Genomic DNA, 25,052 nt, shown 5'->3' on the forward strand with positions numbered 1-25,052 from the left:
TAACCAAGAGCTGTCACAATTATATGTTCAAGCTCCGTACTGATTAAGTTAACGGCAGTCTGAAGAATTACTTTAATATTTTTTTTATTTTTTTATACTTCGCTCAACAATTCAAAAAGTTTTGGTAAAGTTTCAGGCTTAACATGCACATAATCGTTGTGGTACTTTAAATTACTAACACCATTGTTATTCGTAAGCTTGTATACATCTAAGAATGGAATTTCACTTTTCTTACACTGTAAATAAAGCTGATGATTAAAGTGAAAAACTAAATTTTTGAACTCCTCTGCTTGCTCTTTTGTTAGCCCTTCGACAACTAAGGGATGCGGTGAAGGCACACCATATATAATGAGTGAATATTCTCTAAGGCTTGCTGCATTATTAAGTATAGCTATATATTTTTCCAACATATCATCAATAATAGAAAGCGGGTTTTTATTATATTTAACGCTGTATTTTAAAACTCCTTCATTTATTCTGCAGTCAATCTCACCAAACCCAAGTGCTAAGGTACTTCCTTTGGGCAAATTGCTCAACAGAACATTTAGGCTAGCCTTGCATTTATGTTCATCATTTTTAGTAAAGTGGAATATTTTAGCGCCAGTAATAAAAAGAGACTTTATTTTGTGCTTTTCATTTTCGTGTTCAACTGTAATACCATTTGCTGAAAAACCATGGCTTTCAGAAATAAAATAAATAGTGGGTAATTCATTAGCCTCATAGACTTGTCGGTTTGTTTGCCTATATCGATATAAATACTTGAGTAAGTTATGAAACACTCGATGGTTTTTCAAATTTATGTTCTCTGAATTTATCCGATGGATCATTTCACTCAAAGCGAGCGCTTCTAGCCCTTCATCATCATTACCGGAAAGCCAAAATAAAATAGCTTTCCCTATCAATAGCTCACATAACTGAAAGTCATTTAACTGATGATTTATCAAGCCTAAATCGGCGAACTCCAGAGCATCTTGATAACGGTGTAAAAACATAAAGTTATTAAATATATGAAAGTATACGATTGACTGGCTTGGATCTAATTCTAAAACTTTTAATTGTACATTAAGGGCTAATTCAAATAGCCCTCGTTCGCTGAATAGCACTCCTAAATTTAAATAGTACTCTGCTTTACTTGGCTCACATAAGACTGCCTTGTTGTAATTCTTTTCCGCGCCAATATAGTCGCCTAATTTACGTTGTACGTTTGCTAGATTATTTAACGCGTCGCCATAAGCATTATTAATATTAATTGCTTTTAAATAAGTACTTTCAGCTAATTTCAATTGACCCATATCACTATAGACATTAGCTAAATTGTTAACACTTTCAACATGCTGTGGATTCTTAGTTATAACTTTATTAAATAACTCGATAGCTTCATCAAACCTTTTCATTCCATGAAGTGTAAGTGCCATTAATTGTAAAGCATCAAATAGTTTAGGATTTTTTTTTAATAATTTTTTTAAAATTTCATTCGCCGAATCAAATTTTTTTTGCTTATAAAGTACAGAAGCCTTATTTAGCTTTTCTTTAATTCCCATAACGTCTCCATATAAAAAAGAAGGCTCTATATTGGAGCCTTCTTATTACGTCAAATAATAAACTAAACTCTAACCGCCTAATAAACTAATTGCAGCTTGTGGTATTTGGTTAGCTTGAGAAAGAATTGAAGTACCGGCCTGTTGTAATATCTGATTTTTTGTCATTTGTGCTGTTTCAGTAGCAAAATCAGTATCTTGAATTCTACTACGCGACGCTGATACATTTTCTTGAATATTTGCAAGATTACTAATTGTATGGCCAAATCTGTTTTGAATTGCACCTAAGCTAGCCCGTTGAGAGTCTATTTGTGAAAGAGCTCCGTCAATAATATCCAGCGCATCTTGCGCTCCTTTTGTTGTTCCTAAATTAATAGTACCAACATCAACGCTCGCGGACACTTGTGCCCCTGTAGGCTCGATTACAACATTAGCACTAGCAACTGCAAATGATTCAGTAGAATTCAATTTAATAGAACCTGCAACTGTTGCTGAGGTTGCTGTGGCCAACACAGTGGTACTCGCTGTTTTTCCGTCGTGCTCAACGGCGCGAATAGATGCTGTAGCACCAGTTAATGCTCCAATTGTAATGTCTTTTCCACTTTCATCGGTCAATACAAGACCTAACGTTTCATCAACAGTAGCTGTAACGCCATGCGCACCTGATTTTTCATTTACAGCTTCTGCAATAGAAATATAATCAGTCTGACTAGATGTTGTTGCTGTAATTGATGATCCATTCAATGTAAACGAAGTAGCTCCAGATGCACTTAATGTATCTATTGCGACTACGGTTCTTGCATCTGCTGTTACGCCTGTATCCGTAGTCTTTGAGTTAATTAAGGTAGCGAGAGTATCTGCTCCATCGTTTGCTGTAGTGGCAAATGCTTTAGCTTGCCCGTCTTTACCTGTTATAGTTACAGCTGGGCTTAATGTAGTTACTCCATTATTACCAGTACCAGTAACAGCAGCACCTAAACCGGTCCCTGCTAGAGTTAATTGATTTGTTCCTATATCAGTGGATGCAATACTACTTAAGCTCATTGAAATAGTCTCATTTGCATTAGCACCAACTTGAAAGCTTTTAGTCCCAAACGAGCCATCTAATAGCTTTTGAGAACCAAATGATGTTGTATCTGAGATACGAGTTAACTCGGTTTGTAAAGCGCTTACCTCTTTCTGCAACGCTTCTCTATCAGAATCTGAATTAGAACCATTCGCAGACTGCAATGCCAGTTCTCGCATACGTTGTAATATATCAGTCGAAGCTTGCATTGCACCTTCAGCCGTTTGCGCCATTGAAATACCATCATTAGCATTTCTCTGAGCAACTGCTAGTCCATTTACCTGTGAGGTTAAGCGGTTTGAAATTTGTAGGCCGGCGGCATCATCTTTTGCGCTATTAATACGCATGCCCGATGATAAGCGTTCCATTGAAGTAGCTAAGCCTTCGCCAGATTTAGTTAAGTTACGTTGTGCGTTTAGTGACGACACATTAGTATTTACTGTTAATGCCATTTTACCATCTCCTAGGTTTAAACAGAGTGTGGTTCAACACGATTTAACAGGAACCACTGTTCGATAATTTCTTACAATAAGAAAAGCATTTACTGTGCCAACTTTAATTTATTTTTAAGTTGTTGTTTTTAATTGGAAATATATAATTTATTGAATTGTAAATAAATAGTGAAGTTATTTTAGAAGGGAGTGACATTTTTTTGCCGCGGTTTTGTAGCCGATTTTTGCCGCAAAGTATTGCCGCTTTAAAGTGGGTAAAGCGGCAAGGTATTTCTGCTTATAAGTAATCAAATAACGAGAGGTTAGTTAAACGGCCAAAAGTGGCTTGCGATGCTTGCAGTGCCGTTTCTTGTTTGGTTAGTTCGCTAATAGCTTCTGCCATATCAACTTCAACTAAGTTAGAGCGATTACTTTTATTTTGAATATCGAGTGCTAAGTTTGAATCGCTTACTCTTTCAAGTGCGTTCATACGTCCACCTAAACTTGCTTGGGTAAACACAACTTGCTCGCTGGCGTTTTGTAATTGCACTAAGCCATCAGCAAGTACTTGCTGAAAGTCATCACCCTCAAGTGTGCCGTCATTTAAACCTGTAATAAGCGATTGCAACGTATTAAGTACGTTTTCTTTGCCTGGTTTTTCAAGTCTAAAATCGAGTTGGCCTGGTGCTGTGCCTTCAAATTCAATTTTCATACCTGCAAAATCGATAGGCTCATCAGTAACTTCACCTGTTACTGCGGGGGTTAGTGCTGCGCCGTCTCGGTATATTTCGTATGTTTGTGGATCCGTTGCTGTAGCACCTGCGCTTACTAATACACTATATGTATTTGCAGTTGCTAGAGCTGTTGGGTCTGCGTTGTAATTTGCTTGATGAAACTTGTCAAACTCAGCTTGGCCGTCAACATATACACTTGCCGCTGTAATAGAGCCTGAAACACTTGCCGTGTTAGATTCTACATTTAATCGCGCGTTAGTTTTTTCAAACGTATCAAAGCCGTTATCACTTGCCTTAATTGATACACCTTCAGCTATAGTTATTTGGTGCTGGCCCTGGTCGCCATTATAGGTGTACTCACCCGCTGCAGAATCAAACTGATACGGCTGCGTGCTGTCTTGGTATCCTGAAAATATGAACTTCCCGTCTTCTGATCGGGTGTTCATTAAGTTAGCTAGCGTTTGTTGAATGCCACTAAGTTCTGATGCAATCGATTTTAAATCGTCTTTAGTGTACGCACCATTACCAGCTTGAATAGTGAGTTCTTGCGCTTGTTGAATATTACTATTTATACTTTGTAATACGCTTTCTTCAGTTTCTAGCCTGCCGGTAAGCTGATCGATATTTTTAGTGTATTGCTCATTAGTTTGTATTTTATTTGAATACAGCATAGCTTGCGAAATAGCAGCTGGCGCTTCTGAGGTGGTTAAATACTTTTCACCTGTCGTTACTCGCTCTTGAGCATTTGCAACACCTTGTTGGTTGTCGAGTATTTTATTTATGTTGTTTTGGTACATTAAATTATTTGATAAACGCATAATTACCTCGCCGCATTTAATAAGGTGTCAAAAATTTCTTGAGCTGCTGCTAAAACTTGTGCTGATGCTGAATATGATTGTTGAAAACGCAGTAAATTCGCGGCCTCTTCATCAAGGTTTACACCCGATAGTGATTCATACCATGCCTCAGATTGCTGTGCTAGTGCGTCAAATGCAGCCCCACTTGTGATTGCTTGGCCAGTTATAACACCTATATCACTCACTAATCCTGAATAAGCTTGGTTGAACGTTTTATGGTTATCGGCCGTTGCTGTTGTTTCTACGTTTAAGCGTACTAACTCGCCATTTTGTAAATCAGCTAATTTTAAACCATTACGGTTATCGTCAAAGCCGCCTTCATTAAACTCAAGTGTAAAGGTGTCGCCTGTTGCTGGTGTACCTTCTATATCAAAATCGAATCCGTAGGTATCAAATGGAGCACCCGCTTGCGATAACATTCCTTTTGCAGGAGGCGTAATAGTAAAAGTACTCGTTCCGCTATTATCAGTAATTTGATACTCGTTAGCATTACCTGTTTTAACAAGTGTTATTTCACCGTTTGTTAAGCTTGGTGTTGAAGTAAATCCACCGGAGGTAACACTTGTTACTTCTCCCGCTGAAATAGTAGCGGTACCTATATTATTTAAATCGTTAGCAGTACGAATTGGCGATGCTAGTGCTAAATCTTCTGCGCGTCCTGTTGCAAGTGTAATACTTGAAGCGGCATCTGAATTAAGCTTTATTTGAAACTGATCGCCTTCAACACCAGCCCCAGATACATTCACTTGAAGGCCAAATGATTCGCCTGAGGTAATAGTCGATGAATCAATAACACCTGACGATATATCAGCAAGTGAAGGCTGCCCCAGCGGATCCCCTTTGTTATCTATAGGCTGAATACTTACTTCGTTGGCATTGCCTGTATAGGTAATAATAAAGTCACTAGCAGGAAGTTCACTGCCTTTACCTGGCTCTACCGTAGCAGTCATACCGGCAGTACCCGTGTTAGCTTGATACGCATAAGCGCCAACGGTAGGAATATTAAAAATATTACCACCTAGCTGACCTGTTGCATCCATACCCAATTTGTTTTGCTCGTTAAATGCGTCGGCTATCGCTAAGCCCATTTGACCAATTTGGTTTTGCGCAGGGACTAATATGTCATCTCTAAAAGCAAGTAAGCCGCCAATTTTGCCTTTAAGCTTGCTTACATCAACTTCAAGCGGCACTGCTTTGCCACCATTAACGTCAAGCGTGAATTCTTTAAAGTTAGGATCGGGGTCGCCCGTCATCGAAAATAAGTTAAATGCGCCATTTTGCATAACAACCGCTTCGCCTGTGCCCATAAAAACGAGTTTTTCGCCATTTGGACCATCAAGCGTTTCTATGTCTATTAGCTCTGATAAGTCGCGTATTGCTTTATCGCGTTCGTTATAGGTAGAGCTCGCATCTGCGGCATTATTAGTGCCATTAACGGCTGCAATATTTTGATTTAGCGTACTAATACTTTGAATGAGTGAGTTTGCTTCATCTGAAAATATTTCGAGCTGCTCGTTCACTATACTTTTTTGATCAAGCACGATGCCCGAAAGCCTATCCATTTGATCAATTAAGCTTTGCGCATCTGTCATTACTAATGAGCGAGCAACAGTAGACGAAGGCTGATTTAGCGCCTCTTGCACGTTATTAAATAAAGAGTTAATACCAGTCGAAAGGTTATTCGACTCTTCAGAAAAAATAGTATCAACTCGATTAGCCTCAGTAATAAACTGATCGAAAAACGATTTATTAGAGGTATCACGATTTAGCTGTGACTGAGCAAACTCGTTTAATAATCGGTATGTTTCGCCTCGCCCTACTTGGTTATCAACCATAGTAGTAAACTCTGTACGCTCGCGCACATAGCCTTCGGTATTGACATTGGCGATATTTTTACTTGTCGTTTGCAGTAGCTCCGAGCTTGCTCTAACCCCAGAACTGGCAATGTTTAATAAATTAAACGACATGTTACTCTACTCCTTGGCGGATCACGTTTGCCGCAATGTCTTTTAGCTGACTGCTATTGAGTACTTTTTTTATTTTGCTGGCATAATTTGGATCGGTTGCATAACCTGCTTTTTGTAATGAATCTAAAAAGTCGTTTGGTTTTGCTGTATTTTGTAATGCTTCTTGGTAGCGTGGGTTTTGCGTTAAAAAATCAACGAAGTCGTTCACGCTATCTTTAATTGAATCGTAGGCTCTAAAGCTGGCTTGTTTTTTAACGGGTGTACCTTGCTCAAACTCAAGCGTTACTTTGCTTGCTTTATCGCCTTCCCAGCTTTTATCTGACTTAATATTAAATAAGTTATTTGAGCTGCCACCGTCACTTTTATTAATAATGTGTTTACCCCAACCGGTTTCAAGTGCCGCTTGTGCAACCATTACCGCAGGATTTAAACCAATTTTTTGCGCTGCAGTTTTAGCGTGTTCCCATACTGAACTTACAAACTCTTCTGCATTTTTAAATGTTGGGCTATCGGTTTTAGACCCTGCAGTATCGACTTTAGGCTCAGCAATATCGGCTTTAGTGTTATTAACGATAAGATCGGATTGCTTATTTTTTTGCTCATAAGGAAGAGCAGATCCCACTTGTGTATCGCTAAAGATATCGTTGGTTGTTCTAAGCACCGAGCCTGGCATAAAGTTTTTAGACTCAGGCGATAACTGCTGAACAATTAAATCGGCAAGGCCTAACGAGCCATTTGAAGAAAGCTCTGTTGAAAGTTGCTGGTCGTGCATTTCTTCAAAAAACTTTACGCCACTTGAATTAAATGGGCTGTCTTTGTCTTCAAATGCTTCGTTAGCTTTGCGCATTCCTTTGAGCAACATTTGCGTAAAAATAGCTTCAAATTGTGCGGCCGCTTTTTTGAGCGCAGCTTTAGAGGCATCAGTTGATGCATCGCCACTGGTTAAGGCTTCTTTACGAAGTGAATCTAAGTTGCCTAAATCAAAAAAGTTTTGTTTATCGAGGTGATTAGTTTCCATCGGCTTTTTGACACAAAATGAATAATGCAGTTAAAAATGCAAAAATTGAGCCACTACCGATAAAACGAGGGAGATAAAAATAATAAACTTAGGTTGCTGTAAATAAAAAGCCCTAATTTCAAAAATATAGGGCTCAAGTAGTATGTTATTTATTGGCTTGGGTTATTTATATAACAACCAACTGTCCGTTAATTGCGCCAGCTTCTTTTAGTGCTTCTAAAATAGCCATTAAGTCGCCAGGCGCTGCGCCTACTTCGTTAATTGCGCGAACTAAATCGTCAAGGCTTACACCTGGATTAAATACAAAGGCGCGCGAGTCATCTTGATTTACATCAATAATGCTCTGCTGCGTGACAACAGTATCACCGTTTGCTAGCGGGTTTGGTTGTGACACGTTTTGTTGTTCTGCAATTGTTACTGTTAAGCCACCGTGAGTTATAGCGGCAGGCTGAAGCTTAACGTTTTTACCAATGACAATTGTACCAGTGCGCGAGTTAACTATAATTTTAGCGGCCATATCAGCTGGCTTAAATTCTAAGTTTTCGAGTGTCGATAAGTACGATACACGTTGGGATGCATCGCGTGGAGCTATAACACGAATAGAAACAGAATCAATTGCCTGTGCGCTATTTGGGCCAACTAAGTCATTAATTGTTTTTTCTAGGCGTTTTGCCGTTGTAAAGTCTGGGCGGTTTAAATTAAAAGTAATGTAATCGCCTTGCATAAATGGGCTTTCCACGGCGCGCTCAACTGTAGCGCCATTTGGTATACGACCAACTGTAGGGGTGTTAATTACAACTCTACTACCATCAAGGCCTTGTGCGCCTAAGCCACCGACAATTAAACTACCTTGTGCAATTGCGTACACGTTACCGTCTACACCTTTTAAAAAAGTTTGTAGTAAAGTACCGCCACGTAAGCTGCCTGCACTACCAATAGAAGAAACCGTAATATCGATTGCTTGCCCAGGCTTTCTAAATGCAGGTAGTTCTGCATGCACCGCCACAGCGGCAACATTTTTAATTTTAGGACTTTGAGTTGAAGGTAGCGTAATACCAAAGCTGTTCAACATGCCTCTAAAACTTTGTTGTGTATATGAGTTTTGCTCGCCAGTGCCCGGTAAACCAACCACTAAGCCATAACCAACTAGCTGGTTAGAGCGTACGCCTTCAACCATAGACACATCTTTTATGCGCTCAGCACTGGCAGTAAAATGCCAACCTAATAACACAACTAAACATAAAGCTTTAAGGCTATTCATGTTGTTACCCTCTAAAATGGAAACAGCGAACTGCTAAAGAAACGTGTAAGCCAACCAGGACTTTGCGCTTCTTGCGTTTGCCCTTTACCTGAGTATTGAATACGTGCATTAGCAATACGGTTTGATTCAACCGTATTATCGGCGCTTACGTCTTGAGGGCGTACTAGCCCTTCTAAACGGATAAACTCCTCGCCGGTATTAAGCGTTAGCCATTTTTCGCCGCGTATAACTAAATTACCGTTAGGCAAAACGCGCATTACATTAACCGAAATATCGCCCACTAAGCTGTTTGACTGGTTCGACTTTGAATCGCCTGTAAACGACGAATCACTGCCAATACCAAACTGAATGCTGTCACCACCTATATTGACAGGTAGGCCACCTAATCCAATAACGGGGTCTAAGCTTGCCTCGGTTTCTTTGTCTGTTTCTGTTTTGGCGGCTTTTGTTGCTTGAGTAGACTCTTGCAACTTAACCGTGATTATATCGCCAGTACGTAGCGCTTTTTTATCGGAATATAAGTCGTTTGATGTATGAGTATTAAACAATGAACCTGTGGCTACCAGCGGCTCTAAAATAGGCTCGGGGTACATAGGAGCGTAGTAAGGGTCGTCCTGCACTACTTCACTATTTTGCGTAGACATACAGCCACTTAAAAATAATGTGCCCGCTGCAAATAAAATAATATTACGCATAATTCCCCCTACTCTATTAAAGCTGTTGATTGATGTAACTCATCATTTCGTCAACGGCCGAAATTACTTTTGAGTTCATTTCGTAAATACGCTGAGTTTCGATTAGATTTACTAGCTCTTCAGTTACATTTACGTTTGAAGTTTCAAGAGAGCCTTGAATAATGCTACCTAACCCTTCAACACCCGGGTTACCTTGTACCGGTGCACCACTTACAGCGGTTTCGGTATAAAGGTTTTGACCAATTGGCTCAAGGCCTGATGGATTAATAAAGTCACTAATTGTTAGCTGACCAATTACAACGTTATCGGCTTGCCCTGCAACACGTACAGATACTTCGCCGTCTTGCGAAACCGTAATTGATTGCGCGTCATCAGGTACATTCATTTCTGGCTGAATAACGTAACCAGCGCCCGATGTTACAATGCGTCCATCGCCATCAGTAGTAAACTGACCATTGCGCGAGTAAGCAATATTGCCATCTGGTTGCAGTACTTCAAAAAAGCCTTCACCAGAAATCATCCAATCTAGTGAGTTTTCGGTGGTCAACATGTTGCCTTGCGTAAACTCTTTTTGGTTAGCTACAACTTTAGCACCCGCACCTAACATTAAACCCGACGGCATTTCGGTATCTTGCGATGAACGACCACCTGGTTGATTAATATTTTGATAAAGTAAATCTTCAAATATAGCGCGGCTTTTTTTGTAACCTACGGTACTCGCATTCGCTAAGTTATTTGAAATAACCGATATATCGGTTTGTTGAGCGTCTAGCCCAGTTTTACTGATCCACAATGCTGGATTCATAATCGTGTCCTCACTTTAAAGTTAAACTATGCGTAATAACTGATCTTGACGCTCGTCAATTTCTTCAGCTGTTTTCATTAATTTCACTTGTAATTCAAATTGGCGCTGGTGGCTTATCATGTCGACCATTTCGTGAACAGGATTCACATTCGACATTTCAAGCGAACCACTTAAAACTTTTACATTGGCAGAGGTATCTACTGTTACATTTGCTTTTGGTCTAAATAAACCATCGTTACCTTTTTCGAGCTGTGAGCTATTTGCTTCTACCACTCTAAGCGTATCTATTTCTTCTAAAAAGTTAGCGGGAGCGCCTTGTGGTCGTACTTGAATAGCGCCATCTTGACTAAACCCTATTTTTTCGACTGGGACGGGTAAAATAACAGGTCCCCCTTCGCCAATAACTTGACGACCGTGGCTGGTTACGAGCATGCCTTGAGCAGTAACGTTTAACGTACCCACTTTTGTGTAAGCTTCATTACCGGAGGCATCTTGCACAGCAAGCCATGCGTTATCGCTCATCGCGATATCTAAGTCGCGCCCGGTTTGAACAATGCCACCCGATACCATGTTAGAACCCGGACGCTCTTGCATTGAAAATACACGGGTAGGCAAACCTTCGCCAAACGCTTGCATAGAACGCGCCTGCGCAAAGTCGGCTTTAAATCCTGTTGTATTTGCATTCGCCAAATTATTGGCTTTAAGCGCAAGCCCTTGTAGGCTTTGCTTAGCGCCAGAGGCCGCAATGTAGACCATTTTGTCCATAGTATCGACTCACATAAAAAATCTCTGAACTTATAAATGCAAAATAGGTGCCAGATTAAATTTGACACAACATTGAGAGGTATTTAGAAGGGCTTACAAAGAGGACTTATAAAAAAGGCTGCAAAAATGCAGCCTAATATATTCAATGGGGTTTAACTTATCGAATCTGCAAAATACTTTGCTGAATAGTTGAGTTAACTTCAAGCGCACGTGAGTTTGCTTGGTAATTACGCTGTGCAGTAATTAAGTCTACAAGCTCATTAGTAAGGTTAGTATTTGATTGCTCAAGTGCTGATGAGTTAATTCCACCAAACGTACCCGAACCAGCTTCACCCGCTACAGGTTCACCTGAATCAATACTTTGCTTCCAACTTGTATCACCCACTTGTGATAACCCTTGTGAGTTTGGAAAACGTACCATAGCCACTTGGCCTAAAAATGTTGAGTCGCCATTACTGTAAGAAGCAACAATTTTACCGTCTGTGCCAATATCAATTCCGGCTAAACGACCAACTGTTGAGCCATCTTGATCGAGTGCTTTTACTTCAAAACCGCTTGAATACTGAGTTGGGATACGTCCTGCCGTGTTATTTTCATCGCGCCAGTTAAGCTCAATACCAGTACCTGGGAAAGTTGCACCATTGTCTAGTAATGTTGATAAACCAGCACCAGAACCCGCTGGCAGTAGTATTTCATCAAAAGTAGTTGTATTTGTATTTGCCACACCACCTGTTGTTGATGGCAAACCACTTGAGTTAAAACCTAGGGTAGTCAGTGGTGTATAAGGTGTCGTTGTTTGTTCTCCACCAGTTGTGCCATCAACTACTTTGCCATCGAGTGTTGCGTATACTTCCCAACTGTTATCTGTACCACCTGCTGCGGCATCATCTTCTTTAGCAAAAAAGTATTGTAAAATATGAGGTTCACCTAGTGAATCATATACTGTTGTTGACGTAGATGAGTTATAAGTACCACTAGACGTAGGGTCAAAATCTAGACCTGATGGATCCGCCGTTGCATCTAAATTAAACGACAAAAATACATTTTCGGTTGCGCGAGGAGAACCAGACGAATCAGGGATTTGAATTGGATCAGTTGTGCTCAAACTTACCGACGTTGTATCACCTGTAGATGAATCAACTGGGAATGCTTGTAAAAAGTTACCTTTTGCGTCAACCATAAAGTTATCTTGGTTAAGCTTAAATGCACCCGCACGTGTATATGTTAAATCTTGCGAAGATAAATCGTCGGTCATCGCAAAATAACCTTCACCAGTGATTGCTAAATCAAGTGAGTTATTTGTAAATTGCAGTGAGCCTTGGTGAAACTGCTGCGCAACCATGGTTGTTTGCACACCGTCACCATTTTTAGTCTTACCAGAGCTAAATACTGATGAAGCGTAAACATCGGCAAACTCAGCGCGTGACTCTTTAAAACCTGTGGTATTAACGTTTGCAATATTATTTGCCGTTACGTCTAAATCTTTTTGCGCGGCAGCAAGGCCGGTTAATGCAATATTGAAGCTCATAATTCACCTCTAACCTGTTAGTCTGTGGCCTGCTAGCAGGCGAAAAATACTAAAATTTATTACGCGATTTCTGCTACATCTGTCAGCCTAACCGCACCTTCTTTAGTGTTAATAATTATGCCACTTGAGCCATTAATATTAACGCTTTCAATGTTTTTAAATGTAGCAATGGGCAAGCTTGAAAATTCACCGTCAGTGCTTCCTTCAGCGGTTACTGAATATTCACCTTCAGGTAAGCGCTCACCGGCTTCATTTTTGCCATCCCACGCAAAGCGAACTGCACCTGCTGATTGAGAACCCATATCAATAGTTCTTACTAGCTGACCTGATGCATCTGTCACTTTAATTTTTAAGTTATCAACGGCTTCTTCTGCCACTGCGGAGCCTCTGGCATCACCCGTTTCATTTAAATCTAAGGTGTTTGACTCAAGTAAAGCTTGCTTGCCAACAAGTGTTGATGCTTGCAATGCTGAATTTGATGTCATAGATGACGCTAAGCTATCAAAATTTGAATTTAAATCGCTGATCCCTTGCGCCATTGTAAAGCTCGTCATTTGAGCAATCATTTGATCGTTATCCGCAGGGTTACTGGGATCTTGAAACGATAATTGCTGAGTTAACAAAGAGAAAAAGTCTTCTTGTGTTAACGCATCACTCTCAGTATCACTGGTAGCAACTTGTTGCTCTTGCCAGCGTATAGAGTCTAAATAGGATGAAGATGTACTAATATCGTTACTCATAACCTACCCTCGGTTACCGCTGCCCTAGCAACAGTGTTTTACTTAGCATTTGCTTTGCTGCATCAGCAACTTGCACGTTTGTTTGGTAAGAACGAGAGGCAGAAATCATATTTGCCATCTCCTCTACAACATTAACGTTGGGTTTATAGATATAGCCATTTTCATCCGCACTTGGATGATTTGGGTTATATTCAATTTGTAATGGAGCATCGCTTTCAACAATGCCCAAAACTTTAACACCAACTGCGGAGCCCTGCTGGTTACTTGCTGATGCTGAAGCTTTTGTTAGCTCAGCCGCAAATACAGGTTGGCGCGCTCGGTACGTTTTGTCTTGAGATGAACTAATGGTATTAGCATTAGAAATATTACTAGCTGTGGTATTTAAGCGAACATTTTGTGCGCTCATACCCGAACCTGCAATATCGAAAACATTATATAAACTCATAATTTTTATCCTTGACTACCGAGAGCTTTATTCAGACCTTTGAATCTGCCGCTTAAAAATTGCAAGCTGGCCTGATACTCCATAGCATTCTGTGTATACAAGTTTCGTTCCACTTGTATATCAACCGAGTTACCATCGCCTGTATCTGATTGATTTGGCAAACGAAATGATTCAGAGCTGCCCATACTATGAGTACCTCCACCAATGTGTTTATCATTAGTTCTTACCATAGTATTGCCGCTTTGCTGAGTTGACCTTGCCGCTTTTAAAGCTGAGGCAAAGTCTATATCTTTTGCTTTATAGCCAGGCGTATCAGCGTTAGCTATATTAGTTGCAATTAATTCTGCTCGCTGTGAACGTATCAACATGGCTTGCGGATGCACACCTAATGCTTTATCAAAACTGATAGCCATAACCTTCTCCAAAAAATTGACTTACCCATGAATAAAGCAAAAAATAAGCCATTAATATTAGGAAGTATTATATTTTTATAAGGTTATGTATCTAAATAGAAAAACGACGCTGAGGGCGTCGTTTTAGGGAAATGGATTAACTTAGTTATTTCTTTTGGTAAATGATACCGGGGTTGCATCTAACCATATCATATTCAGTACTTAGGCCTGTTAGGGACTCTGACGCGCCTAAAAACAAATACCCTTTTGGGTTTAATGCTTGTGCAAACTGATTAATAATTTTAGCTTTTATTTCAGGCGCAAAGTAAATAAGTACATTACGGCAAAAAATAATATCAAACTTGCCCATTAACGCGTAAGAATCAAGCAGGTTTAGGTGCCTAAAACTAACTTGTTTTTTTATTGTATCGTTTACTTGTGCCATACCATTGCCGCTGTCTTTAAAAAACTTTTTACGACGCTCTGCAGATAACCCTCTGGCAAGTGCAAGCGCGTCATATTCTGCATTTTTACACATATCAAGCATGGTATTAGATATATCGGTACCAATAATTTGTGCCCCCATACGAAGCACACCTGGTTGCTTGGCGTTAAATTCAGCTACTGACATAGCTATTGAATAGGGTTCTTGTCCTGACGAGCTGGCAGCAGACCAAATTTTTAAAGGCCTCCTTAAGTCTTTAAACTCAGGAAAAAGCTTATTTTGGAGCAACTCAAATGGGTATTGATCTCTAAACCACAAAGTTTCGTTTGTGGTCATTGCATCAACTACAGCGGCTCTTAATTGCCGCTCGTGAGGCCCAAGTGTTTTACTAACCAACTCCGATAAAGATCCCACATTAAATCGAGTCATTAACGGAGCAAGTCGGCTTTTAACTAAATACTGTTTATTTTCACCTAAAACAATGCCGCATTGCTGCTCTAAAAACGAACGAAACTGGTCGTATTCACTTTGCTGCAAATCTTTATTATTCAAGTTAGTAGCACCTATTTTTGTTAATCACAATGAACCCACTTTTTAACCGCTGTTGCTAATTCGTCTGGGTTAAATTTAGCAATAAAGTCATCAGCCCCTACTTTTTCAATCATCGCTTGGTTAAAAACACCACTCAGAGAGGTATGCAAAATAACATGCAAAGGTGCAAGTTTGGGATCTGCTTTTATTTCAGCTGTTAAGGTATAGCCGTCCATTTCTGGCATTTCAACGTCTGAGATGAGTAATGCTACCCGCTCAGTAATATCGTTTTTACAATCAAGCTCTGCTATTTCTTTTAATCTTATAAGTGCTTCTTTACCATTTTTGGCAAGCTCTGTTTGCACGCCTAAAGGCTCTAGGGCACGTTTAACTTGATTACGCGCAACAGCAGAGTCGTCTGCAATAAATACGATACGTTCGCCTAAATCTTTTTGAATATCGCCACTTTGTGCAACTTCAGCACTTACTTCTGTGTTTACTGGGCAAATTTCGTTGAGAATTTTTTCTACATCGAGAATTTCGACTAATTCATTTTCGATTTCGGTCACTGCCGTTAAATATGAATAACGTCCGGCGCCTGATGGCGGTGGCATTATTTTTTCCCAATTCATATTTACAATACGTTCAACTCCGCCCACTAAAAACCCTTGTACAGAGCGATTGTATTCAGCAATGATTATGAAGCTGTCTTTAATGTTGTCGATTGGGCGCCCACCTACAGCCATCGATAAGTCGATTACTGAAATAGTTTGACCACGAATATGTGCAACACCACGAATATACGGATTAGATTTTGGCATGCTTGTTAGTGGAGGGCATTGCAGCACTTCTCTCACTTTAAATACATTAATACCAAAACGCTGACGCCCTCTGAGCTTAAATAAAAGTAATTCTAGGCGGTTCTGCCCAACCAACTGTGTGCGTTGGTTTACTGAGTCTAAAATGCCTGCCATTCAAATCTCCTAAAGAAAACAAATAATACGGAACGATAATTGCTTTCTATTTATAAAGCTACATAACATCGCGGGTGCGTCTACTTTTTGACGCAAAATATTTATACCCTGTTTGAAACCATAAGCATAGTCGAAACATTATGAGTTTGTTAAAAAAAATCAGAAGATACAGTGTTTTTTATTTTGTTACTAGCTTGTGCTTTGCATTCCCTTTGCACGCTAAAGTGTTTAGTAAAGATTTATTACAAGACATGGCCGTCACTTACATAGGTAAGCAGATTGGTACATTACAAAATACTAATATTCAATTAAGTGCACTGCCTTTAGATAGTCGCATCCCTGATCGTGTCTGTAATACTGAGCTTGAATTATCAACATCCGATGAGCCACCATTTAACCGCCAAGTAACCTTACAAGCCAAGTGCAATGATGCGCTAACGTGGACTCAATACGTTCATGTAAGAGTTGTTGAAATGGCTCCAGTTGTTGTTGCCACTGCTAATTTAACTCGTGGTGAAGTAATAACTAAATCGCATTTAAGTATTGAAATGAAACCAACTCACTTTGTACGAATTCAGTACTTAGATGACCCTACAATGCTAATAGGCAGCAGAAGTAAACGAAATATTAGAAGTGGTATGCCAGTATTACTAAACCAAATTTGTATGGTGTGTAAAGGTGACTCTGTTAATATTTACGCTAATCTCAGAGGCCTTAGAATTAAAACCACAGGTATTGCTTTAGAAGACGGTACTTTGGGCGAACAGATACAAATAAAAAACAAAAAATCAGGTAAAGTTTTAAATGCGCGAGTAGATGGTGTAGAGTCTGTTCAAGTGAATATTTAATTTAGATTTATACTAAAGTATCCCACGTATATGCCGATAACATGGCATAAGTTGGGTAATATACGGGTTTATTATTATGGTTAATCAAGTTAATGGCAGTAATCAACAAGCTAATGCGCTTACAAATGCAAAGCAGCAACAAGTTGATTTAAAAAAAGATAATGCTAATACACAAGCTGCTCAGGCTCCTTCGCCTAAAGCTGCTAGTGATTCTGTAAGTTTAACGCCGCAGGCACAGCAATTAAAAACGCTTCAAGATAAAGCGCAGCAATCGCCTGGCTTTGACAGCGATAAAGTTGCTGAGCTAAAAAAAGCAATAACTGAAGGTAAATACCAAGTGGATAGTGAAAAGCTTGCTAAAAACTTAGCTGATTTTGAGTTTAACGTGTATGGCTGATCATAATAGTTTAATTAGCGTAAAACTAAACCAACAAGTAAGTTGTTTAGATTCTTTGCATACGCTATTAAACGACGAGCTTACTGCTATTGCCTCACGACGTGGTGCTGGTTTAAAAGAAATTGCCCAACAAAAAATGTCTTTTTTAACTAAGTTAAGCACTCTTGATAAAGAGCTAAGTAAGCTAATTGCTAGTAACGACTCACAAAATCCTGAAATATCTGAGCTAATAAGCCAAGTTAAAACTCAACTTGCACAATGCCAAAAACAAAATAACGTTAATGCTCATGCTGCCCGCCAAGCGCAACTAAGTGTTAAACAATTAAAAGAGATATTAATTGGCGCACCAACGTCAATGACCTACGACCAAGCCGGTAAGTCTGTAAATACCGAAAGTACACTGGTTCGTAATCTAAAAGCTTAAGCCCAAAATTTTACATTAAAAAAGCCTTATTGACTTATCAATAAGGCTTTTTTAATGTCCTTTATTCTTAAATTTAGTTATAAATAATACCAATTCACTTAATTATGTAAGCCCCCTTAATAAATAATTAGGGGGGCTTTATTGGTATTAAATATCCGTTTGATTATTACTACTTTCAATTAAGTGTTTAATCATTTCCTCCGATTGATTTTGTACATCAACTGCAGGTGCTGCTGTATCAATGCTTCCCCCGCTTTGGGCTGGGGTATAAGCAATTGCAGAACCTTCGTCTTCAACCAGTGTATTTAGCGCTATAAGCTGCTCTGCATCTTCGTTAATGATTACATCATCAATATTAAGCGGCTCCGCCGAACTCATTTGCACCGTTTGCTCAGGTGTTGATAGACCACTCAAGTTACCTAAATCAATAGTTTCAGTACTTAATATGTTGTTGCTTGAAACCTCATTAGGGTCTGTATCGCCTAATGAAGATTCTTCACTAAATGATGCAGGGATTGTATCGCCAGAGGCAGCGCTTGCTCCATTATCGTAAATATTGCCTGACTCTACAAATACATCATTACCATTTTTAACTTGATAGTTACCTGCTTCGTCCACAGTATAGAAATACGTGTTTTCAAGACCTGTACCCAGTAAACCTAAAAGATTCAGATCTAAATTAGTAGAGTCCCAATTACCTTGAGCATCTACAACTGCATATGGCGCTGAAGTTAATGCTAAATCAATGCCTAAAACTAATGAATCGAAAATATAGACCTTACTTCCCTCACCGCCATCAGATGTACCTTCGTAACCAACTAAAACACTCACAGGAGGTAGAAATGGTAGTGACACATCTAGGAGGTACTCAGGCGTTACTGTAAAGTTAATTGGTGTAGTATCAATAACCAATCCAGATAAACTACCGCTTGATGTTGTATTATTTGATGTATCAGTTGCTACTGCAGTCACAGTATAAGCCCCATCAGCTAACTCCGTATCCGGTGAAGTACTCCATGCACCGGATGCGTTAGCAGTTACCTGTTTAGTGACTTCTGTTGCACCGCTAAAGGTGACTAATATAGTTTCACCAGCGCCCGCAGTCCCCGTAACAAGTGGATTTTGATCTGCGGTTAGCTCTAACCCCGAGTCAATTGTAATACCTGAGTCAATTACGCTACTTGATGATTGCGTACCGATATTACCTGCATCATCAGCAATGCTTACATCTACGCTGTAGTTACCCTCAGCAAGTACTTCTGCAGAGGTCACACTCCAAGTTCCATCAGGCCCAACTGTTGTTTCAACATCATGAGTGGCGCCTGCTGAATCAGTAAACATAACTATAACATCTTGTCCTGCAAAGCTTCCAATTACTGACCCTGTAACAGTAGGGGTTGTTTCTTGCCCTACTGTTACAATAATTGGATCTATGACTACAGTTGGCGCTGTGTAGTCTGTGCTTGAAACCATAGTATCGCTAGCAGAGTTACCCGCTGTATCGCTTATTGATGCTGTTGCACTAAAGCTACCTTCACTAAGCGCGGTGGTAGCTGTTACTGACCATGTGCCACTTCCTGAAACTTGAGCGGGAACAGTTTGTGAATCATTATTAGCATCGGTAATAACCACGCTCAGCGTTGTACCTGCTGGTGCATCACTTGTACCAGTAATAGTTGGTAGTGGATTATTAGTAACGGATAACTGGTCAACTTCAACTGTTGGTGGTGTTAAATCAACAATGCCATCAAGACTTGTACTACTCGTAAGTGATAAGTTTTCTACAGTGGCATCGACTGTAAAAGCGCCCTCTGCTAACGGTACTGTAGGTACTAAAGTCCATATACCTGCTATAGCCGTTGTATTATAAGTGGTAGCCGTGCCGTCACTGTCAGTAATAACGACTTCTACGTTTCCATTTAATACATCAGTTGTACCGCTAATAGTAGGCGTTGTATCGCTTGTATCAATTATTGGGTTTATCAACAAACTTGGCAGGGTTGTACTGACAGTACCTATTTGATTTACAGTGGTTGTATTACCAGCGCTATCGGTACTTATGGCCTCAACTGTAATTTCTCCTTCAGGTAATAAAGGAGCAATGACAGACCAAGTACCATCGCCTAAAACAGTAGCAGTAACTGTTTGTACTGCGGCTGTTGAGTCAGTGATATTTACTGTAATTGAACTTCCTACTTCCTCATCGCTGGAGCCTGTAATTGTTGGTGTTAGAGTATTAAGTACTCCAAACGCAACTATCTCTAACGCTGGTGGAATGGTGTCTATAGTTACTTGTTCAATGGCTGACTGCCCAATATTACCTGCGGCATCAGTAATACTCGCATAAACATCATAAACACCATCTGATAGGCTAGTTGTTACTAAAGACCAAGTGCCATCACTCCCAACTACAGCATCAAATACTGTTTCATCACTATTGCTACCAATAACTGTTACGTCAATGTCTGTACCGGGTGTTTCTTCCGATGTACCTGAAATTGTTAATATATCAGTGTTGCTAATGCTCAGTGGTAAAATTCCAACCACTGGCACTAGCGTATCAACGACGAATTCAAGCGTATCAGTAACTACGTTTCCTGCTTCATCTGTAATACTTACATTAGCAACATGTTGCCCTTCAGTTAATGCATCTACCTCGAGTGAAAATAATCCAGCTGCATTAACCGTAGTGGTTAAAACTGAACCACCATCAAGTTGTATTTCAACAACACCATTAATTAAATCACTGGTACCTTGGATAATTGGCGTTGAATCCGATGTTGTGCCAATAACCTGTAAGCCAAGTGTTGGCGATATTGTATCCACCACTGCGGTAAGTAGTTGCGTGGTAGTAATGCCGACCTCACTTAACACGTCAACTGTTACGCTAAATGTACCTTCAGCCAATGATTTAGGTACCTGTACAACCCACGTATTGTCATCTTGTACTATTGCAGTAAGCTCTTGTACTACATTTTCGCTATCTACCACTCTAACTAGCACTTCTGTGCCTGGTGCTTGGTCGGTCGTACCACTAATTATTGGTAAATCGCCCTCTCCAGTTACAAAGTCAACCACCGCATTAAGTACTGGAGTTGAAGCGTCTACATCAGCCGTAGTTATAGTGGTTGTATTACCAGCATCATCAGTTGCAGAAGCTTCAACAACCGATAAGCCAATAACATTAACTGCTAGGCCTAATAGCTCCCAATCACCATTTGCATCTGTGGTTACATCGTATGTTAAATCGAGTAAATCACCTGCAAGCTCTAGAGTAACCGTAACGGTTTTACCTTCGCCCAAATCAGATGTACCAGATAAAGAAACCAACTGACCTAATAGGAAGGAAGGCACAATTGTTAGCTCTGGTCCAACGGTATCAACCTCACCGCCCGTTTTACTATCAACTGAGGTATTACCTGCTGCATCTGAAATTGATGCAGTAACACTGTAAACACCGTCAGCTAAAATATTATCAGCAGCCGCTTGCCAGTCTCCATTGCCATCGGTTTGAACGGTCATTTGATGAGAAGCTCCAGCAGAATCAGTAAAGGTAACAATAACGTTTGTATTTGCTTCGTTAGATGCGCCTGTAATTAATGGAGTGCTATCTTGAGTCAGTATTAATGAACTTTGATCAATACTGATTTCGGGGGCAATTGTATCTATAGTTGCTGTATTTGTTGCATCCCCGGTATTATCAGCGCTGTCAGTAACAGATGCTTCAACTGAATAATCTCCTTGTGAAAGAGAACTACTTGCCTCTACAGACCATACACCACCAGTTTGAACTGTTGTATTTACAGTATGCTTATTCCCTAGTGCATCGGTAAATACCACAGCAACTGCATCACCCACATTGGCACCTGTCACACTTCCAGAAATACCCGGGGTTAGGTCTGTACTTCCAACAATATCGCTAATAGTTACAACTGGCGCAGTTATATCAACTACCCCTGTAGTACTTGTGTTTACAGGGTTACCGGCAGTATCTGTGGTTGAAGCTAAAACCGTGTAAATGCCCTCACTCAACTCTGTACTTGCAGCGACTGACCATGTGCCATTTGCACCAACAGTAGCATTAACCGTCTGCTCTGCACCTAAGCTATCAGTAATTAAAATAATAACTAATGCGCCCTGTGGTGCAGTGGTTGTACCTGAAATAGTTGGCGTTGTGTCATTTAAAGTTACAAGCGGCGTAATACTAAGTGCTGGTGCTGTTAAATCGATAACACCACCGCCCGTTGCATTACTCGTTAATCCTCCTTCAGTTACACTTGCCGAAACAGTAAATTCACCTTCAGGTAGAATATCTGTCGCATCAACACTCCAAATCCCGCCTACTACCGAAGTAGTTACAGTATGTGAAACGTTATTAACGTCAGTTATGACAACCGTGATTTCTGTATTATCTGCCGCACTACTTGTGCCCGATATTGCTGGTGTTTGATCGTTCGTATCAACAATTGTATTAATGTTGATTGTTGGCGCATTAGTATTTAGCGTTGCGGTAGCATTTGCTGAAGCACTATTACCTGCGGTATCGACAATAGTTGCAGAAACTATAACTTCACCATCAGTCAGTGCGTCGGTTATATCTACACTCCAAGCACCTCCTGCGCCAACAACAGTTGTGTAAGTCTCGGTACTATCTCCATCGGTCACAGTTACTGTAATACTCGTGTTTTCAGGTTCATTGGATGTGCCTGAAATAGTTGGCGTGCTGTTATTAATTGTACCTAATGCATTTATAGTAATACTTGGTGCTTGAGTATCAACAAAACTCGAACCTGTATCAGAGCCTGTATTACCAGCATCATCGGTAATACTTACCTCTACATCATAATCGCCATCTGGCAAGCTTGGCGCTGTAACTTGCCAATCGCCGTTAGCATCAACTATTGCGGTTAAAGTATGTATATCACCGTTGCTATCTGTAATGACTATATCGACCACCGTATTCTGTGGTTCAGTTGAAGTACCACTTACAATTGGTGTATTAGTGTTAAATACAGTTATATCATTAAGTACAATAACAGGTACTTGGGTATCAATTGTTAAATCAATAGTCGTGCTGCTGATATTATTAGCGTCATCGGTAATACTTACTTGCGCCGTATAATCACCATCAACAAGTGCTACGGGGACATCTACTTGCCAATTGCCATCAGTACCCACAGTTGCTGTTAGTGTTTGACCACCAATAATAATGCTTACATCTGCACCTATCTCATTACTTGTGCCTGAAATTGTAGGTGTTGTATCTATTGTCGCGTTAACTTCGTTCACAATTAATGTAGGATCAACACTGTCTATTTCACCTTGAGCCTGCTGCGTTGTTAAGTTACCAACACTGTCTCTAACCTCTGCAACAACGGTATATTGACCTTGCGCTAGCTCTGCAGGTACAGCAACAGACCAGTCGCCACCGGCTTGAACAATCGCCGTAAACTCTTGGCTTTGCCCTGCACTATCGGTAACCGTCATATTAATTACAGTGCCTTGCCCCATATCAGTGGTGCCGCTAATTACTGGGGTACTATCGTTTGAAAGTGCATCAACACTAACGGTTAGTTCTGGCGCTACGTTATCAAAATCTAGTGTATTGATTGTTCTGACATTACCAGCGGCATCACTAGCACTGGCTGTTACATAAGCAAGACTTAGTAAAGGTACTGTTATGTTTGCAAGCCCCCACGTGCCATCAGGATTTGTCGTTGCTGTATAAGTTGCACCAACTAACCCACCAACTAGGTACTCTGTAATAGTGATCACAGAGCCTCCTGGTAAATCAGAATCCCCCGAAAGAGAAACCAAATTTCCTAATAAAAACGATGGAATAATTTCAAGCTCCGGAGCGGTTACATCTAGTTCACCATTATCTGTGCCAGTGCCTGTATTGCCTGCAGCATCAGTGATGCTGGCGCTGACGCTATAATTACCTTCAGCTAATGTACCTGTTGGTGTCGCACTCCAGTTACCATTAACATCGGTTTGTACATCAATGCTTTGGATGGCATTTGCTGCATCTGTAAACGTAACCGTAATCGTGCTGTTAGGTGCATCACTGGTGCCAGTAAGGGTTGGCGTGCTGTCGTTTGTTAATACTGGTGCATCCACAGTAATACTTGGTGCAGCGGTGTCTATTGTGCCGTTACCTGTAATGTCCGTGCTGTTACCTGCCACATCGCTGATGCTGGCTTCAATACTATACGGCCCTTCTGCAAGTGCTGTTGGCACTTCGACTGAGAAGGTGCCATCGGCATCAACAGTGGTAGTAAACGTTTGTGGATTGCCTTGATCGTCCACAACGATGAAGTTAATAACCGTGCCTTCAACGGCATCGCTTGTTCCGCTGAGTGTCGGGGTGATGTCGTTACTTGAGCCTGGGCTGGTAAGTACAAGTGTCGGTGCGGTGGTATCTATTTCACCAGTGCCTGTGGCGGTGGCTTCATTACCAGCGGTGTCTTCAACACTCGCGCTAATGGTGTATGCACCTTCTGCAAGTGCTACCGGGACAGGGATTGACCACGTGCCATTGGCAAGTACGGTGGCGCTCATTGTTTGTGGTGTGCCACTGGTATCTGTCACTATAACCGTTACCGTACTGCCTTGCGGTGCATCGCTGGTACCGGTAATAGTTGGGGTGGTATCGTTGCCTACGCCGTTGTCGGTAATAACAAGGCTCGGGCCAGTAAGGTCTATCTGACCTGTCTCTGTTGCACTCCCTATATTGCCCAGTCCATCATTAACGGTAGCTGTTACGGTGTATTCGCCTTCGGCTAAATCAGTTGGTGCATCAACGCTCCAGACGCCACCCGTTACGGTTGTATCAACAGTGGTAATATTTCCTGTACTGTCTTCAAACGTTAAGCTAATGGTGGTGTTATCTGCCGCATCGCTTATACCATTAATGGTTGGGGTGGTGTCGTTGGTATCAACCAATGTATTAATACTGATGCTTGGGGCCGTGGTGTTGAGTGTTGCTGTTTCACTTAATGTGGTGGTATTACCTGCACTGTCACTGACGCTTGCTTCAATCGTTAATGGACCATCCGTTAGCGCGTTCGGTACATCCGCTGACCAACTGCCATCGGCTTGCACTGTCGCGATGAACGTTTCTGTATTATCTGCATCCGTGACGTTAATCGTTATAACCGTGCCTGCTGGCGCGTTCGATGTCCCACTAAT

Annotated in this window: 19 protein-coding genes; 3 read left to right on the forward strand and 16 right to left on the reverse strand. The window is 40.7% G+C overall.

The genetic code is table 11. The features are described 5' to 3' along the window. Positions 1-92 precede the first annotated feature (92 nt). From I6E80_RS13070 to I6E80_RS13140, 15 genes are all read right to left on the reverse strand, one after another. Positions 93-1,541: a tetratricopeptide repeat protein gene (locus I6E80_RS13070; RefSeq protein WP_024599226.1), complete on the reverse strand. Its 1,449-nt coding sequence runs from the start codon at positions 1,539-1,541 to the stop codon at positions 93-95. Between the two features lie 69 nt (positions 1,542-1,610). Then, the gene (locus I6E80_RS20580; protein WP_024599227.1) at positions 1,611-3,056 is read right to left on the reverse strand and encodes a flagellin; all 1,446 of its coding nucleotides are present in this window, start codon (positions 3,054-3,056) and stop codon (positions 1,611-1,613) included. Between the two features lie 277 nt (positions 3,057-3,333). Beyond that, on the reverse strand, positions 3,334-4,587 hold the full coding sequence (gene flgL / locus I6E80_RS13080; protein WP_197185709.1) for a flagellar hook-associated protein FlgL: 1,254 nt from the start codon (positions 4,585-4,587) through the stop codon (positions 3,334-3,336). A 2-nt stretch (positions 4,588-4,589) separates the two neighbouring features. After that, positions 4,590-6,593, reverse strand: coding sequence for a flagellar hook-associated protein FlgK (gene flgK / locus I6E80_RS13085; RefSeq protein WP_182724508.1), 2,004 nt, complete (start codon positions 6,591-6,593; stop codon positions 4,590-4,592). Between the two features lies 1 nt (position 6,594). Further along, on the reverse strand, positions 6,595-7,611 hold the full coding sequence (gene flgJ / locus I6E80_RS13090; RefSeq protein WP_197185710.1) for a flagellar assembly peptidoglycan hydrolase FlgJ: 1,017 nt from the start codon (positions 7,609-7,611) through the stop codon (positions 6,595-6,597). A 166-nt stretch (positions 7,612-7,777) separates the two neighbouring features. After that, positions 7,778-8,872 (reverse strand): flagellar basal body P-ring protein FlgI, encoded by a 1,095-nt coding sequence (locus I6E80_RS13095; RefSeq protein ID WP_024599231.1) that lies wholly within the window; start codon positions 8,870-8,872, stop codon positions 7,778-7,780. A gap of 11 nt (positions 8,873-8,883) precedes the next feature. Then, positions 8,884-9,567, reverse strand: a complete 684-nt coding sequence (flgH, locus tag I6E80_RS13100; protein WP_024599232.1) for a flagellar basal body L-ring protein FlgH — start codon at positions 9,565-9,567, stop codon at positions 8,884-8,886. A 16-nt stretch (positions 9,568-9,583) separates the two neighbouring features. Further along, positions 9,584-10,372 carry a flagellar basal-body rod protein FlgG gene (flgG, locus tag I6E80_RS13105; RefSeq protein ID WP_002959420.1) on the reverse strand — a complete coding sequence of 263 codons (789 nt, stop codon included), beginning with the start codon at positions 10,370-10,372 and terminating at the stop codon, positions 9,584-9,586. Between the two features lie 21 nt (positions 10,373-10,393). After that, positions 10,394-11,137 (reverse strand): flagellar basal body rod protein FlgF, encoded by a 744-nt coding sequence (locus I6E80_RS13110; protein ID WP_007581863.1) that lies wholly within the window; start codon positions 11,135-11,137, stop codon positions 10,394-10,396. Positions 11,138-11,294: 157 nt separating this feature from the next. After that, positions 11,295-12,665, reverse strand: coding sequence for a flagellar hook protein FlgE (gene flgE, locus I6E80_RS13115; protein WP_007581862.1), 1,371 nt, complete (start codon positions 12,663-12,665; stop codon positions 11,295-11,297). A 59-nt stretch (positions 12,666-12,724) separates the two neighbouring features. Next, positions 12,725-13,405, reverse strand: coding sequence for a flagellar hook assembly protein FlgD (locus I6E80_RS13120; RefSeq protein ID WP_024595787.1), 681 nt, complete (start codon positions 13,403-13,405; stop codon positions 12,725-12,727). A 13-nt stretch (positions 13,406-13,418) separates the two neighbouring features. Further along, entirely contained in the window at positions 13,419-13,850 is a 432-nt protein-coding gene (gene flgC / locus I6E80_RS13125) for a flagellar basal body rod protein FlgC (protein WP_010553247.1), read from the reverse strand. A 5-nt stretch (positions 13,851-13,855) separates the two neighbouring features. After that, positions 13,856-14,263, reverse strand: coding sequence for a flagellar basal body rod protein FlgB (gene flgB, locus I6E80_RS13130; RefSeq protein ID WP_010553246.1), 408 nt, complete (start codon positions 14,261-14,263; stop codon positions 13,856-13,858). Positions 14,264-14,408: 145 nt separating this feature from the next. Further along, positions 14,409-15,239: a protein-glutamate O-methyltransferase CheR gene (locus I6E80_RS13135; RefSeq protein WP_024599234.1), complete on the reverse strand. Its 831-nt coding sequence runs from the start codon at positions 15,237-15,239 to the stop codon at positions 14,409-14,411. 20 nt (positions 15,240-15,259) lie between these two features. Then, complete coding sequence (locus I6E80_RS13140; RefSeq protein ID WP_007581858.1) at positions 15,260-16,192, reverse strand: chemotaxis protein CheV; 933 nt, start codon at positions 16,190-16,192, stop codon at positions 15,260-15,262. Positions 16,193-16,332: 140 nt separating this feature from the next. On the opposite strand from I6E80_RS13140, the gene flgA reads away from it, so the two are divergent. From flgA to flgN, 3 genes are all read left to right on the forward strand, one after another. Further along, complete coding sequence (flgA, locus tag I6E80_RS13145; RefSeq protein WP_197185711.1) at positions 16,333-17,040, forward strand: flagellar basal body P-ring formation chaperone FlgA; 708 nt, start codon at positions 16,333-16,335, stop codon at positions 17,038-17,040. Positions 17,041-17,116: 76 nt separating this feature from the next. After that, a complete protein-coding gene (gene flgM / locus I6E80_RS13150; protein WP_002959436.1) occupies positions 17,117-17,437 on the forward strand; it encodes a flagellar biosynthesis anti-sigma factor FlgM in 321 nt (106 codons plus the stop codon). Continuing rightward, positions 17,430-17,861, forward strand: a complete 432-nt coding sequence (gene flgN / locus I6E80_RS13155; protein ID WP_197185712.1) for a flagellar protein FlgN — start codon at positions 17,430-17,432, stop codon at positions 17,859-17,861. The genes flgM and flgN overlap by 8 nt, the downstream gene beginning before the upstream one ends. 147 nt (positions 17,862-18,008) lie before the next feature. On the opposite strand, the gene I6E80_RS13160 is transcribed toward flgN, so the two are convergent. Next, positions 18,009-25,052 (reverse strand): Ig-like domain-containing protein (locus I6E80_RS13160; RefSeq protein WP_197185713.1); only part of this gene is annotated, 7,044 nt, incomplete at its 5' end.

This window comes from Pseudoalteromonas sp. NSLLW218 (assembly GCF_015864775.1).
Taxonomy (GTDB): domain Bacteria; phylum Pseudomonadota; class Gammaproteobacteria; order Enterobacterales; family Alteromonadaceae; genus Pseudoalteromonas.